Below are 14,320 nucleotides of genomic sequence, written 5' to 3' on the forward strand. Positions count from 1 at the left end.
GTTTACTAAAAGTTTGTTGCTTTTTACCATTAAATCCTGAAATCTACCTTCTCGATAGTTGGAGTACGTTTTACGACAGTTGGAGACAGCTTAGCGACAGTTGAATTGCGTTTCACGACAGTTGATCCCCGGTTTACGACAGTTGGAGCCGGCTTTCCGACAAAACAACAACGTGTAAGCAAAACAGCTTAGTGTTTAAAATGCCTTACCCCGGTAAACACCATTGCAATCCCATATTCATCTGCTTTTTTAATCGAATCCTCGTCACGAATCGAACCGCCCGGCTGAATTATCGCGGTAATTCCTGCCTTTGCTGCCGCTTCGACGGTATCGTCCATTGGAAAAAAGGCATCGGAAGCGAGTGCGGCACCTTCAGCTTTTTTACCTGCCTGCTTCAAAGCAATATCAGCGGCCCCGACGCGGTTCATCTGCCCGGCGCCAATTCCAATCGTCATGTCTTCATTAGCGACAACAATTGCATTCGACTTCACATGTTTGACAACCTTCCAGCCCAACTTTAATGCTTCCCACTCGGCAGGAGTCGGCTGTCTTTTCGTAGGAACCTTGATTTCGGCATCATCCAATGTGAACAGGTCTTGCTCCTGAACAAGTAATCCTCCCTCAATTGAGGTCAGTTTCAGCTCAGATTTTTTCACACTAGAAAATGGAATCGTTAACAGGCGCAGATTCTTTTTCGCTGTTAAAATCGCTAACGCTTCGTCGGAGTACGATGGCGCAATAATAATCTCAAGGAATATTTCATGGAGCTTTGCTGCCGTTTCTGCATCCACTTCACGGTTAAAGGCAATGATACCGCCAAAAATGGAAACAGGATCGGCTGCAAACGCCTTTGTAAATGCTTCAAACCCTGTTTTACCAGTACCGACACCACATGGGTTCATATGTTTTACTGCCACTGCCGCTGGTTCCGTAAACTCCTTAACAATTTGCAGTGCCGCATCAGCATCATTAATATTATTGTAAGAAAGTTCTTTGCCGTGGAGCTGCTCAGCATAAGCAATCGAAAACGATGAACCTAAAGGCTTTTGATAAAATGCAGCATGCTGATGCGGGTTTTCCCCGTAACGGAGTGTCTGCTTTAATTCATATGTAACCGTTAATTTTTCCGGAGTTGCCTCCTCGGCAAGATTTGTCATGTAATCCGCAATGAGTGCGTCATAGGCAGCAGTATGGCGGAACACCTTGGCCGCAAGCCTTACCCTCGTTTCAAGCTTTGTTTCGCCTTCAGCTTTCAACTCCGCAACTACCGTTTCATAATCGGACGGATCGACCACAACGGTGACATATTGGTGATTTTTCGCAGAAGCACGGAGCATCGTTGGACCGCCAATATCTATATTTTCAATCGCATCGGCAACCGTTACATCTGGCTTTTCAATCGTTTGCTGGAAAGGATACAGATTGACACAAACAAGCTGAATTGGCTCGATTCCATGTGCCTCGAGCTGCTTTTGATGTGCTGCATCGTCCTGTTTTGCCAGTAAGCCGCCATGAATCAATGGGTTTAACGTCTTAACCCGCCCTTCGAGAATTTCCGGAAAGCCGGTAACTTCACTAACACCTAAGACTGGGATTCCCTGCTCCTCCAGCATTTTTTTCGTTCCGCCGGTAGAGATGATTTCAAAGCCAAGGCTGACGAGCTCTTTCGCAAACTCGCTCACTCCACTTTTATCAGAAACACTAATAAGCGCACGTTTTTTCATCTTGTTTCAACCTCTTCTCTTGTCATCAGCATTTGTAGTATCTCAGGATACAGTTTGTGTTCAATCACCTGTATTTTCCGTTGCAGGCTTTCATGGGTCTCATTTTTAGCAATCCGTACCCGCTCCTGGACAATAATCGGTCCCGTGTCCATGCCTTCGTCGACAAAATGGATGGTGACACCACTCCAATTTGCTTTTGCCGCGAGCGCCTGGCCAATCGCATCTTTGCCTGGAAACGCCGGAAGCAACGAAGGATGAATATTCACGATTCGCCCTTCATACTCCTTAAGCAGTGTTGACCCAATTAAGCGCATATACCCGGCCAGCACAATTAAATCAACGTTATTATCTTTTAGCAGCATGGCTATTTCCGCTTCGTAGTCTGCTTTACTTAGATAGTCCTTTGCGCAAAAAACAAAAGCGGGAATGCCTGCCTCTTTGGCTCTTTCAGTAACGTACGCACCCTGTTTGTCGCAAACCAGCAACGAAATATTCGCCTCAAGCTTCCCCTCTTGAACCATCTCGAGGATCGCCTGAAAATTACTACCGCTTCCTGATGCGAACACTGCAATATTTTTCATCGCCGTCCACCAAAGCCTTTGATGTTCAATCCCGCTTGATCCGTCACGATGCCCAGTTCATACGCCGTTTCACCAACCTGTTGGAAATGCTCGAGCAAATCAGGCGCATCTTCCTTGTCAACGGCAACGACCATGCCGACTCCCATGTTAAAAATATTATACATTTCCTGATAATCGATTTGTCCAGCCTCAGAAATTAATTTAAACACGGAGGGAATATGCCAGTTTTTCTCATTTAATTCTGCGCCAAGTCCAGCAGGCAGCATCCGCGGAATATTTTCAATAAAACCACCGCCGGTAATATGGGCCATCCCTTTAATTTGGAATTTTTTCAATGCAGACAAAATCGGCTTCACGTAGATCTTCGTCGGCTTGAGTAATTCTTCGCCTAATGTACATCCAAGTACATCCACAAACTCGATTAACGACCAATTGTTAAACACTTTTCTGACAAGCGAGTAGCCATTGCTGTGAATGCCGCTTGAAGCGAGGCCGATTAGTACGTCACCTGGTGCGATGGTTTCGCCGGTAATTAACGCCGGCTTTTCACACGCACCTACCGAAAATCCGGCAAGATCGTACTCATCCTCCCGATAGAGCCCCGGCATTTCAGCTGTTTCGCCACCAATTAAGGCACAGCCAGCCTGCTCGCAGCCATCAGCAATCCCCTTGACAATCGCCTCGATCTTTTCAGGAACTGCCTTGCCGCACGCAATATAATCTAAAAAGTAAAGCGGCTCTGCCCCTTGAACAACGATATCATTGACACACATCGCGACCGCATCAATGCCAATCGTGTCATGACGATCCATCATGAAGGCGATCATTAGCTTCGTGCCCACGCCATCGGTGCCTGACACCAATACTGGTTCTTTTAACCCGAGCACGGATAGGTCAAACATGCCGCCAAAGCCGCCCAGGCTTCCAAAGACGCCGGACCTGGCTGTTCGCTGTACATGCTTTTTCATTCTCTCAACCGCTTCATAACCCGCCTCAATGTTCACACCAGCTTGTTTATACGCATTCGCCACGGTCCTCAACCCCTTTGATAATAGTATTGAAGTGTATCGGGATAAATTTCTGTTGGGTAATTTCCGGTAAAGCAGCCAAGGCAATAGCCGTCGTCCTGCCCAAGCGCTTCGACCATGCCGCCTACGCTTAAAAACGTTAATGAATCGGCACCAATGAGGTCGCGAATTTCCTCTACTGATTTATCGGAAGCAATCAATTCTTCCTTAGAAGATGTATCAATCCCGTAAAAACACGGATTTTTTATCGGAGGAGAACTAATGACGACATGCACCTCTGCCGCTCCTGCATCTTTCAGCATTTTAACAATTCTTCTGCTTGTCGTTCCGCGGACGATTGAGTCATCGACCATGATGACGCGTTTTCCTTCTACAACACCGCGAACAGGTGACAGCTTCATTTTTACCCCTTGCTCACGTAAAGACTGCGATGGCTGGATAAAGGTCCGTCCGACATAACGGTTTTTGATTAACCCCATTTCATAAGGAATCCCCGCTGCCTCAGCATAGCCGATTGCCGCTGAAATACTGGAATCCGGCACCCCGGTCACGACATCTGCATCAATTGGAGCTTCAACAGCCAATTTTTTCCCTAAGTTTTTCCGGGCTGTATGGACATTGACGCCTTGGATATTACTATCAGGTCTTGAAAAATAAACATACTCCATCATGCAGATCGCTTTTGTCGTACTCATCGCAAAGCGCTCGGATGTGAGCCCATCTTCGTTTATAATTAACAGTTCTCCTGGCATAATATCGCGGATATATTCGGCTCCGATGACATCAAAGGCACATGTTTCCGACGCGACAACATACGCATCACCGAGGCAGCCAAGTGAAAGCGGCCTTAGTCCATGGGGATCGAGTGCCACCATTAACTCCGTTTCGGTCATGATTAAATAGGCATAGGCCCCTTTTAACATTGAAAGCGCATTTTTCACGCGGTCGTTCATATGAGGAAAGCCGCTTCTTCTAATTAAATGGGCCAAAACCTCTGTATCAGAGCTTGTTTGAAAAATACTCCCCTGTGTTTCAAGCTGATGCTTTAAGGAATTCGCATTAACAAGGTTGCCATTATGAGCAAGTGCCAGGCTTCCGCTTTGCGAATGGAACAAGAGCGGCTGGACGTTCTCATAGCCGCCGCCCCCTGCCGTTGCATAACGAACATGGCCGATAGCGGCAGAACCGGTTAATTCCGCCACCGCTTCTGCCGTAAAAATCTCAGACACAAGCCCTTCGCCTTTAACCCCTTTCAGTGTTTTTCCATCGGAAACGACGATACCGGTTCCTTCCTGGCCGCGGTGCTGCAGGCTATGGAGCCCATAATAGGTTAATTGCGCGGCATCCGGATGTCCAAAGACACCAAAGATGCCGCACTCTTCGTTTAATCCCTTGAGTTCAGCAAGCATGGGATCGCCCCTTTCCAGGCAGCTTTTAATTCATTTATTGAAACCTCAAGTATAGGATCACTTTTTGTTAGAATGCGTAGTGTTGCCGAATCATTCACTTCACCGATAAGGGCTGCTTCTACTAAGCTTTCGAACTCCGCTTGATGTTCTTCCTTTACGGATAAAAGAAAAAGAGATTGGCTTTCACTGAATAATGCTGTTACATGATTTCCTGTAATCGTCACTGCCGCACCTAATGTTTCACTGCCGAATAGGCATTCTGCCAAGGCTACTGCTAAGCCGCCTTCAGACAGGTCATGGGCAGATTGAACTAAACCTGATCGAATCGCAGCTAGAACTTGTTCTTGCCTTTCTTTTTCTAAATCAATATTTAATTCCGGTGCTTTTCCGGAAATTCTGCCGTTCAACAGCTTTTGCAGCTCACTGCCGCCAAATTCCGGTTTTGTTTCTCCAACCAGATAAATCAGGTCGCCGCTGTTTTTAAAATATTGTGTTGTAATATGGTCGATGTCAGTTACAAGGCCAACCATGCCAATGACAGGTGTTGGATAAATCGCTGTGCCGCTTGTTTCGTTATACAGTGACACGTTTCCGCCGATGACAGGTGTCTCGAGTACTCGGCATGCTTCACTAATCCCGTCGGCTGCTTTTTCAATTTGCCAGAATACCTCTGGCTTTTCGGGATTTCCGAAGTTTAGGTTATCGGTAATCGCTAACGGCTCGGCACCCGAACAGATAATGTTGCGGGCTGCCTCAGCGACCGCAATTTTTCCGCCGGTTTCCGGATCCAAATATACATAGCGGGAGTTGCAGTCTGTGGTCATCGCGAGTGCTTTCCGGGTGCCGCGAATCCGGAGGACCGCCGCATCTGAACCTGGAGAGACAACGGTATTGGTGCGGACCATATGGTCGTATTGCTCATATACCCATTCCTTGCTCGCCACGGTCGGCTGGCTTAATAGTTGTATTAAAGTTTCTTTTACATCATCGACTTGCGGGATTTCCTGTTCCATTGCTTGGAATTCTTGAAAATAGGACGGTTCTTGTGACGGCTTTTGATAAACGGGTGCATCCTCTGCCAAGGCATCCACCGGTACATCGGCGACTGTTTCGCCGTTATGGATTAAACGCAAGTTTTTATCATCGGTTACCGTTCCGATGGCCACTGCTTCTAAATCGTATTTTTCAAAAAGCCGGGCGATTTCCGGTTCGCGGCCTTTCTTAACCACAATCAGCATCCGCTCCTGGGATTCTGACAGCATCATTTCATAGGCGGTCATTCCGGTTTCCCGCTGTGGGACAAGATCCAAATTCATCTCGATGCCCATTCCTGCCTTGCTTGCCATTTCCGCCGAGGAGCTTGTCAGGCCGGCAGCGCCCATGTCCTGGATTCCGACTAGCGCATCGGATTGAATCAGCTCTAGACAGGCCTCGAGGAGCAATTTCTCCATAAATGGGTCACCCACTTGAACAGCCGGGCGTTTCTCATCGGATTGCTCGGTTAATTCTTCTGAGGCAAAGGTGGCACCATGAATTCCGTCGCGGCCTGTCTTCGCCCCTACATACATAACTGTATTGCCTAAGCCGTGCGCTTGGCCTTTTTGAATATCCTTATGATCGATAAGGCCGACGCACATCGCATTCACAAGCGGATTTCCCTCGTAGCAAGGCTCGAATTGAATTTCGCCGCCAACAGTTGGAATGCCAATGCAGTTGCCATACCCTGCGATTCCGGCAACGACTTCTTTAAATAAATAGCGCACCCTCGCGGAATCAAGCTCGCCAAAGCGAAGCGAGTTTAATAGGGCAATTGGACGGGCTCCCATTGAAAAAACATCACGGATAATGCCGCCGACACCGGTTGCCGCACCTTGATATGGTTCAATCGCTGATGGATGGTTGTGGCTTTCAATTTTAAAAACAACTGCCTGCCCATCGCCGATATCGACAATCCCCGCGCCTTCACCAGGACCTTGCAGAACTCTTTCGCCGGTTGTCGGGAATTTTTTAAGGACTGGTTTTGAATTTTTATAGCTGCAGTGTTCCGACCACATCACGGAAAAAAGGCCTGTTTCGGTATAATTGGGGGTGCGGCCAAGGATGGTTTCAATCAATGTAAATTCTTCATCTGACAAACCCATTTGCTGATATAATTTGTCTGCTTTAATTTGAGTCGGATTTGGTTCAAGCGTTAACAACATGTGCTTCCCTCCAAGTTTTCACAATCGATTGAAACAATTTAAGTCCATCGGCACTGCCGAGCAGCTCATCGACAGCCCTTTCTGGGTGAGGCATCATCCCGAGGACATTGCCTTTTTCATTGACGATTCCAGCGATATCCTCTAAGCTTCCGTTCGGGTTTTGCTGATAGGTGAACACGATTTGGTTATTGGCTTTTAACTCTGCAAGTGTTTCCTCGTCGCAATAATAGTTTCCTTCGCCATGGGCGACAGGGATCGAGATGGATTGCCCTTGTTCGTAATCCGCTGTAAACATTGTTCTGTTGGTCTCTATCTTTAGTTGGACAGGTTTGCAAATAAAGGAAAGGCTCTCATTCCGTCTCATTGCGCCCGGCAGCAGGCCTGCTTCTAAGAGAATTTGAAATCCGTTGCACACGCCAAGGACTGGCTTGCCGGCTTCAGCCGCTTTGACTACTTCTTTCATCACTTTGCTAAAGCGGGCAATGGCACCTGTGCGAAGGTAATCTCCATAAGAAAACCCGCCCGGCAGAAGGATTCCGTCATATTCAGCTAAGCTTTCCGTATCGTGCCAGACATATTCGACTTCTTCTCCAAGTTCATCGCCAATTGCATGAAACATATCGACATCACAGTTCGAGCCTGGAAAAACAATTACCGCAAACTTCACAGGAAGACACACTCCTCTACTTCGTACCGGTAGTCTTCAATCACTGGATTTGCGAGGAGGCGCGTGCAAATTTCATTGATGACCTCATCGATGTTGCGCTCTGATTTTTCCACGGTTAATTCCATATATTTGCCGATGCGGACATCGGTGACTTCTTTGTAATTTAAAGCATGTAGGGATTGAGTTACGGCCTTACCTTGCGGGTCTAATACACTTTCTCTTAACGTGACAAATACCTTTACCTTATACATGCTGATGACCTCCAAGTTTTGTTAAAATCGTTTCGTAGGCTTCAGTTAAGCTTCCTAAATCACGGCGGAATACATCCTTATCAAGCTTTTCATTTGTCTGTTGATCCCACAGCCGGCAGGTATCAGGGGATATTTCGTCTGCCAGTAAAATTTGCCCTTTTTCATCTTTGCCGAACTCGAGCTTGAAATCGATAAGGCGAATGCCGAGTTCATTGAAAAAGCTTGATAAAACTGTATTGATTTCGAGTGCTTTTTCTCGTAAAATTGCTGTTTCTTGGACGGTTGCTACGTTTAACTCAAGGATGTGATCAACTGTTACGATTGGATCTCCAAGGTCGTCGTTTTTTAGGTAAAATTCAACGAGAGGGGCTGCTAGCCGTTTACCCTCTTCGATTCCCAATCTTGTTGAGAGGCTTCCCGCCGCGACATTGCGAACGACTACTTCAAGCGGAATAATGGTAACTTTCTTTACCAGCTGCTCGGTGTCGGAAATTTTTTTGATAAAGTGGGAAGGGATTCCGTGTTCTTGTAGCTTTAAAAATAACAAACTAGTAATCTCATTATTTAGACGGCCTTTACCCGTGATCATTTCTTTTTTTTGGCCGTTGAATGCGGTCGCTGAATCCTTGTATTCGACTAAAACTGTGTGCTCATCGTTTGTCTTGTAAATTCGCTTTGCTTTTCCTTCATAAAGCAGTTCCTTCATCGTGGGACACTCCTTAATTTGCAATATTGGGAATTTTCGAGCTAGGGGAGTGGGCAGAATCCACCCGTTGCTACCCTTATTCTTTTGTTTGTCTTCTTTCTTTTACCTGGAAGGATGCTTTTTACCCTTTTCGGTCAATGAAACGCTCTTCCTTTTACCGTGGGAGCTGCTTTTTACCCTTTTCGGTCAATGAAACGCTCTTCCTTTTACCGTGGGGACCGCTTTTTCCCTTTTTCGGTCAATGAAACGCTGTTGCTTTTACCTCGTGAGCCGCTTTTCCTCGTTTTCGGTCACATAGAACCTCTCTATGCGACCAGAACTCCATTTTTTCTTCGATGTCAGGCACATAGAACCTTAACCATTCAACCCTAATCGATCAAAAATGGTATCCACATGCTGCAAGTGGTAGTGATAATCAAAACAATCGGCAATTTCTTCGTCAGAGAGCAATGAGGTAATTTTTCCTTCTGCCTCGATCAACCCACGGAATGGAACTTGCTGCTCCCATGCCTCCATCGCTTTTGGCTGAACCGTGTCATAGGCCTCTTCCCGGGACAATCCCTTATCAATCAGCGCCAGCAGCACGCGCTGGGAGTAAATTAAACCAAGCGTACGGTCCATGTTGCGCTTCATATTCTCCGGATATACAGTTAACTTTTTCACAATTCCACCGAAGCGATTTAACATATAATTCAATGCAATTGTCGCATCCGGCAAAATAATTCGTTCCGATGAGGAATGGGAAATATCGCGTTCATGCCAAAGCGGCACATTTTCATAAGCGGTCATCATATAGCCGCGGATCACGCGGGCAAGCCCCGTCATATTTTCCGAGCCAATTGGATTGCGTTTATGCGGCATCGCCGACGAACCCTTTTGCCCTTTGGCAAAAAACTCCTCCACCTCACGCGTTTCACTCTTTTGCAGCCCGCGAACTTCCACTGCAAATTTTTCAATCGAAGTCGCAATCAACGCAAGCACGGACAAATAGTGTGCGTGGCGGTCGCGCTGCAATGTCTGTGTGGAAATTGGCGCTCGGCCAAGGCCTAATTTTTCACAAACATACTGTTCCACGAATGGGTCAATATTGGCGTACGTTCCAACCGCACCGGAAATCTTTCCAAACTCGATACCTGCAGCTGCCTGCTTAAAACGTTCCAAGTTGCGTTTCATTTCTTCATACCAAAGAGCAAGCTTCAAACCAAAAGTAGTCGGTTCCGCATGTACCCCGTGCGTCCGCCCCATCATCACGGTAAATTTGTGTTCAATCGCTTTATTTTTTAATATCTCAATAAAATTTTCCAAGTCCTTCACTAAAATCGCGTTAGCCTGCTTTAAAACATAAGAAAGCGCGGTATCAACCACATCCGTTGAAGTTAAGCCGTAGTGAACCCACTTACGCTCCTCGCCCAATGTTTCCGAAACCGCACGGGTGAAAGCAACGACATCATGCCTTGTTTCTTCCTCTATCTCTTTGATACGCTCAATGTTAAAAGAAGCATTTGCACGAAGCTTGCGAACATCCTCCTTAGGGATTTCCCCTAATTCTGCCCAGGCTTCACAAGCAAGGATTTCCACCTCAAGCCAGGCATTAAAGCGGTTCTCCTCCGTCCAAATGGCTCCCATTTCAGGTCTTGTATAACGATCAATCATGTTTTATCCTCCGATCTTTTCCTTCACTGACTTCCAAATGCTGCACTCTTCAATCTCACCAAGTGCCTCTTCTACATTATCACGCAATATCGTGACATGCCCCATTTTCCGTTTCGTTTTCGGCACTTTCTTCCCATATAAATGAAACTTCCAGTCTTTCATCGTCGGAATTTCTGTATATAGATTCTCAAGATGCTCTCCTAATAGGTTGACCATTACTGCCGGTTTTAATAGCTCCGTCCTTCCTAATGGCCAATTGCAAATAGCGCGGATATGCTGTTCAAACTGGGATGTCACGCAGGCTTCAATTGAAAAATGCCCCGAATTATGCGGTCTTGGCGCTAATTCATTGATATAAATCGTTCCATCACTGGTTACAAACATCTCCACCGCCAATGTCCCGACTACTCCCAGCGATTCAGCTAGCTGCTCTGCTTTTTGAATGGCCTTTGCCTGTAAACCTTCCGAAATTCGCGCCGGAACAATTGTTTTATGTAAAATGTTTTCTTCATGAATATTTTCGGCTACTGGAAAAATAGCAGTCTCCCCATTCAGCCCTCGTGTCACAATAACAGATATTTCTTTTTCAAATGGAATCCATTTTTCTAACACACAACTTCCATGGTTGAGCAGTTCTCCAGCTTTGCTTAAATCATCCGCATTTTTAACCACAAGCTGGCCCTTGCCATCATAGCCGCCTCTTGACGTTTTCAACACGGCCGGAAAGCCAATCGCCTCTATTTTTAAAAATAAATCCTCAGTGCTGCCGATGACTTCATAAGGCGCCACCTCAATACCTGCCTGCTGAATCGCTGTCTTTTCTTTAATCCGATCCTGTGTGATCGTCAATAGCTTTTTCCCTTGAGGCACATAGGCCTGTTCGCAAATCCAGCCCAACGTCTCGGCGTCAATATTTTCAAATTCGTAGGTGATGACATCACTTATCTCTGCTAAACGGCTAATGGCATCGCGGTCATGATAGGCACCATTCACCTCAACATCAGCCACCTGGCCGCATGGGGAGTCAGCTGCCGGTTCTAACACTGCAATCCGAAAACCCATTGCCTTGGCCGTCAAAGCCATCATCCGTCCAAGCTGGCCGCCGCCGATAATGCCGATTGTTGCACCAGGTAAAATCGTCTTGTTAAACAAGTTCATCACTACTTTCCAGAACCTCTGCTCTAGTCGTTTCTCTTCTTACTTCCAATTTTCCCGCTAACTCAGCATCTGCTGTTGCTAAAATTTGCGCAGCCAAAAGACCGGCATTTATTGCTCCTGCTTTTCCAATTGCCACGGTCGCCACCGGAACACCGCCAGGCATTTGCACAATTGACAGCAACGAGTCTAATCCATTTAAGGCCTGAGATTGAACAGGAACGCCAATCACCGGCAAGATTGTTTTCGCCGCAACCATCCCAGGAAGATGGGCCGCACCACCCGCACCGGCAATAATCACCTTTATCCCGTTGCCTCTGGCTTCCTCTGCATATGTAAACATCAACTCGGGTGTACGATGGGCCGAAACAACTTTTTTCTCATACGCTATTTCAAATTGCTCCAAAACAGTGCAAGTATGCTTCATCGTTTCCCAATCCGATTTACTTCCCATAATAACTCCAACAATAGCTGGCATCTCATATCCCCCTTAAAAAACCAAAAATACCCGTAACAAACAGCATCTCCGCGAAGAGAAAGCCATTTGTCCGGGCATAATGATGATTATTCCAACATAAAATAAGGGAATGCCCCTTATTGTGCCGAACATATTGACTTTCCCTCATAGTCCAATAATTTACGGTTATTGGGTAGAAACTTATGGGCCATATTCCCATGGATATACAAGGGTAAAGGTAAATTGTTTTATCAACTAGCCTTATCATACCAATCAATTCAGTAAGCTGTCAACAAATAAATCGAACGTTACTTTTAAAAATAACGTTATTGTTCGTGTTTTACTCAATTAACTTGGCTTCAAAGACAATTTGGCGGCTAACTGGCTCGTAAATTGTTTCATTGCCCTTTTTTACTTCTTGAAAAATTGGCTTTTCAGTCCGGCGGACAGGAACATAGCCTTGCTGTTTCATTCTATTCAGGCAGTCATCAATACTTTCATTCTCCGCCACTTCAAATTGCATCTTCTTTTTACTCATGAAAATAACTTCCCTCTTTTCACTGATTTCACCCAGAAGCCACCGTGAATTGATTTTGGTTCATAGGAAATAATGAATGCCCTCGGGTCTAACGTTTTAATCGTTTCGTATAGTTTTAACTCAAATTTCCGTGGTGTAAGGATTTGCATCGCCATTCGATTCCCTTCCAGCCCATGTGCAGACCAATCGGTAACGCCATAGCCTTTCTCCCTCAATAATTTTGGCAAATCTTTATCGGATTCTCCTGTAATCACATTGACCGTAATATACCCTAATGCAAGCTTTTCCTCAATTTTCATTCCGACAATGACACCGACGCCATAGCCAACCGCATAGGCAACTAAATTTTGAATGTGATTAAGGTTATTTAAGACGAGCCCGAGGCCAAGCACATAAATGACCACTTCAATCATACTAAGGGAAGCTGCCAGATAGCGCTGACCCTTCAAAGTCAAAATCATTCGTATTGTAAAAAAAGAAACATAGACAATATTAATGATCAGGATAATTGCAACCATGATAAAACTATTTTCTAACATAATGAGCCCCCTAATTGATTAAGCTTCCTACACTTTAGCACATTTTTTATTTTAAAACCCCAGGATTTATTTTTATTTGTACAAAATAATATAAAGCTGAAAATAAATGAGGTGCTTTATTTGTTTAAAAAAATATTCCTTTCGATTTCCCTATTCATACTATTTATACCCGTTCATTCAGTCGCTCAAGCAGAACCAATACCAAAAATAAAGGTAGCTTTTATTAGAAACGATGATTTGTGGATCAAAGCTGGCAATAAGGAACACAGAATTACAAATGGAGAATATATAAGGTATCCTAAATGGTCTCATGATGGTAATTGGATTGCCTACCTTAAAAGTATCAATAGTAGTTTTCACAATAGCGAACTCTGGCTTTACAATTTGAATATGGAGAAACATTTCATGGTAAAAGAAGGGGTAAATAACAATTTTCAATGGGCACCTGGGCAAAATAAAATGGGTTTCCTTGTTAATCAAGATTTATTTGTCCTAAATACTGAGCCATCTAAGCATTTCCTTGTAACGCAATTAACAAAAAATATCGCGAATTTTTCTTGGCTTCCCAATGGCAGCGGCTTTTTAACATCTGCAAAGGAAAATAAACAACTAAATTCCGATATCATATTATCAAAAATACTGCTTAGATCCGATCGGCAAAAACCGGTTTTTATGCATTTTTACACAGTTCCAGTCGGTGAAAATGAAATTGTTGCAGGCACCAGCCAGTTTAAATGGTCCAACGATCAACAGTGGATTAGTTTTATTTTAAACCCATCTGCATCATTATCTGCTGATAGCAATACACTTTGTTTGGTCTCAGCTGATGGACGAAATTTTCAACACGTGGATGAAATGTTAGATTATCAGGAATGGCTTCAATGGGCCCCAACTAAAAGCTTTCTTGGATATATCGGTGGATTTGGAAGGGAAGCAAATATAAATAAACAAGGAAAGCTGGTTCGTGTTCCTTCCATTCACAATGAACTTCTCACACCAAAAGGATATGTCGACCGGGATTTGTCTTGGAAAAATGATAGAATAATTTACGTTTCCCGTTCTAAGGAATTCAAACAAGCCGACCTGAATAAAAGACCTTTACCAAGCCTTTATGAGATTGATATCTCGACGTTCAGGAATAAGCAAATAACCAATCCAGCAAAACATGAAGGTGATTTTGCACCACAATTTTTTCATGGTCAGCTTCTTTGGGTTAGAACGGATACACAGACTGCCAATATATTCGTTTCTCGAACAGATAATATGAAGGAAATAGCGTGGATAAAAAATCTTACAGTAGCAAGCGCGTATTATTCAAAGTGGGATTGGGAGGAGGTATTTAATTTATACAACGGCAAGGAAGCATGAAAAAAAGACAACCATTTAAGGTTGTCTTTTGTTTGCCTGGCAG

The 14,320-nt window shown here is 44.9% G+C and carries 14 protein-coding genes and 1 riboswitch; of the genes, 1 reads left to right on the forward strand and 13 read right to left on the reverse strand.

Going from position 1 to position 14,320, the window contains the following annotated elements:
* Positions 1-188: 188 nt before the first annotated feature.
* The 13 genes from purH to BANVL01_RS21035 all read right to left on the reverse strand — a co-directional run bounded on the left by purH (position 189) and on the right by BANVL01_RS21035 (position 12,909).
* Positions 189-1,724, reverse strand: a complete 1,536-nt coding sequence (gene purH / locus BANVL01_RS20975) for a bifunctional phosphoribosylaminoimidazolecarboxamide formyltransferase/IMP cyclohydrolase (protein WP_066095494.1) — start codon at positions 1,722-1,724, stop codon at positions 189-191.
* Entirely contained in the window at positions 1,721-2,305 is a 585-nt protein-coding gene (purN, locus tag BANVL01_RS20980) for a phosphoribosylglycinamide formyltransferase (protein ID WP_066095491.1), read from the reverse strand. The genes purH and purN overlap by 4 nt, the downstream gene beginning before the upstream one ends.
* Positions 2,302-3,336, reverse strand: a complete 1,035-nt coding sequence (purM, locus tag BANVL01_RS20985; RefSeq protein ID WP_066095488.1) for a phosphoribosylformylglycinamidine cyclo-ligase — start codon at positions 3,334-3,336, stop codon at positions 2,302-2,304. Before purM ends, purN begins: the two co-directional genes overlap by 4 nt.
* Before the next feature lie 5 nt (positions 3,337-3,341).
* Entirely contained in the window at positions 3,342-4,742 is a 1,401-nt protein-coding gene (purF, locus tag BANVL01_RS20990) for an amidophosphoribosyltransferase (RefSeq protein ID WP_066095484.1), read from the reverse strand.
* Positions 4,718-6,943 carry a phosphoribosylformylglycinamidine synthase subunit PurL gene (purL, locus tag BANVL01_RS20995; protein ID WP_066095479.1) on the reverse strand — a complete coding sequence of 742 codons (2,226 nt, stop codon included), beginning with the start codon at positions 6,941-6,943 and terminating at the stop codon, positions 4,718-4,720. Before purL ends, purF begins: the two co-directional genes overlap by 25 nt.
* Complete coding sequence (gene purQ, locus BANVL01_RS21000; RefSeq protein WP_066095476.1) at positions 6,927-7,610, reverse strand: phosphoribosylformylglycinamidine synthase subunit PurQ; 684 nt, start codon at positions 7,608-7,610, stop codon at positions 6,927-6,929. Before purQ ends, purL begins: the two co-directional genes overlap by 17 nt.
* A complete protein-coding gene (gene purS / locus BANVL01_RS21005; protein ID WP_066095473.1) occupies positions 7,607-7,861 on the reverse strand; it encodes a phosphoribosylformylglycinamidine synthase subunit PurS in 255 nt (84 codons plus the stop codon). Before purS ends, purQ begins: the two co-directional genes overlap by 4 nt.
* Positions 7,854-8,567 (reverse strand): phosphoribosylaminoimidazolesuccinocarboxamide synthase, encoded by a 714-nt coding sequence (gene purC / locus BANVL01_RS21010; RefSeq protein ID WP_066095471.1) that lies wholly within the window; start codon positions 8,565-8,567, stop codon positions 7,854-7,856. Before purC ends, purS begins: the two co-directional genes overlap by 8 nt.
* Positions 8,568-8,921: 354 nt before the next feature.
* Positions 8,922-10,220, reverse strand: a complete 1,299-nt coding sequence (gene purB / locus BANVL01_RS21015) for an adenylosuccinate lyase (protein WP_066095468.1) — start codon at positions 10,218-10,220, stop codon at positions 8,922-8,924.
* 3 nt (positions 10,221-10,223) lie between these two features.
* Positions 10,224-11,378 (reverse strand): 5-(carboxyamino)imidazole ribonucleotide synthase, encoded by a 1,155-nt coding sequence (gene purK / locus BANVL01_RS21020; RefSeq protein ID WP_172800888.1) that lies wholly within the window; start codon positions 11,376-11,378, stop codon positions 10,224-10,226.
* Positions 11,365-11,853: a 5-(carboxyamino)imidazole ribonucleotide mutase gene (purE, locus tag BANVL01_RS21025; RefSeq protein WP_066095464.1), complete on the reverse strand. Its 489-nt coding sequence runs from the start codon at positions 11,851-11,853 to the stop codon at positions 11,365-11,367. The genes purK and purE overlap by 14 nt, the downstream gene beginning before the upstream one ends.
* Positions 11,854-11,980: 127 nt before the next feature.
* A riboswitch (purine riboswitch) is annotated at positions 11,981-12,082 on the reverse strand.
* Between the two features lie 90 nt (positions 12,083-12,172).
* Complete coding sequence (locus BANVL01_RS21030) at positions 12,173-12,370, reverse strand: NETI motif-containing protein (RefSeq protein WP_066095462.1); 198 nt, start codon at positions 12,368-12,370, stop codon at positions 12,173-12,175.
* Positions 12,367-12,909 carry a DUF2179 domain-containing protein gene (locus BANVL01_RS21035; protein WP_066095459.1) on the reverse strand — a complete coding sequence of 181 codons (543 nt, stop codon included), beginning with the start codon at positions 12,907-12,909 and terminating at the stop codon, positions 12,367-12,369. The genes BANVL01_RS21030 and BANVL01_RS21035 overlap by 4 nt, the downstream gene beginning before the upstream one ends.
* 405 nt (positions 12,910-13,314) lie before the next feature.
* On the opposite strand from BANVL01_RS21035, the gene BANVL01_RS21040 reads away from it, so the two are divergent.
* On the forward strand, positions 13,315-14,277 hold the full coding sequence (locus BANVL01_RS21040) for a hypothetical protein (protein ID WP_156482378.1): 963 nt from the start codon (positions 13,315-13,317) through the stop codon (positions 14,275-14,277).
* The last annotated feature ends 43 nt before the right edge of the window (positions 14,278-14,320 follow it).

The organism is Neobacillus novalis NBRC 102450 (genome assembly GCF_001591805.1).
Taxonomy (GTDB): domain Bacteria; phylum Bacillota; class Bacilli; order Bacillales; family Cytobacillaceae; genus Neobacillus; species Neobacillus novalis.

What these genes read in the sequence shown, in the direction of transcription:
- purH (WP_066095494.1), bottom strand. Translation starts at nt 1,724, where the DNA reads ATGAAAAAACGTGCGCTTATTAGTGTTTCTGATAAAAGTGGAGTGAGC.
- purN (WP_066095491.1), bottom strand. Translation starts at nt 2,305, where the DNA reads ATGAAAAATATTGCAGTGTTCGCATCAGGAAGCGGTAGTAATTTTCAG.
- purF (WP_066095484.1), bottom strand. Translation starts at nt 4,742, where the DNA reads ATGCTTGCTGAACTCAAGGGATTAAACGAAGAGTGCGGCATCTTTGGT.
- purL (WP_066095479.1), bottom strand. Translation starts at nt 6,943, where the DNA reads ATGTTGTTAACGCTTGAACCAAATCCGACTCAAATTAAAGCAGACAAA.
- purS (WP_066095473.1), bottom strand. Translation starts at nt 7,861, where the DNA reads ATGTATAAGGTAAAGGTATTTGTCACGTTAAGAGAAAGTGTATTAGAC.
- purC (WP_066095471.1), bottom strand. Translation starts at nt 8,567, where the DNA reads ATGAAGGAACTGCTTTATGAAGGAAAAGCAAAGCGAATTTACAAGACA.
- purB (WP_066095468.1), bottom strand. Translation starts at nt 10,220, where the DNA reads ATGATTGATCGTTATACAAGACCTGAAATGGGAGCCATTTGGACGGAG.
- purK (WP_172800888.1), bottom strand. Translation starts at nt 11,378, where the DNA reads ATGAACTTGTTTAACAAGACGATTTTACCTGGTGCAACAATCGGCATT.
- purE (WP_066095464.1), bottom strand. Translation starts at nt 11,853, where the DNA reads ATGCCAGCTATTGTTGGAGTTATTATGGGAAGTAAATCGGATTGGGAA.
- BANVL01_RS21030 (WP_066095462.1), bottom strand. Translation starts at nt 12,370, where the DNA reads ATGAGTAAAAAGAAGATGCAATTTGAAGTGGCGGAGAATGAAAGTATT.
- BANVL01_RS21035 (WP_066095459.1), bottom strand. Translation starts at nt 12,909, where the DNA reads ATGTTAGAAAATAGTTTTATCATGGTTGCAATTATCCTGATCATTAAT.
- BANVL01_RS21040 (WP_156482378.1), top strand. Translation starts at nt 13,315, where the DNA reads ATGGTAAAAGAAGGGGTAAATAACAATTTTCAATGGGCACCTGGGCAA.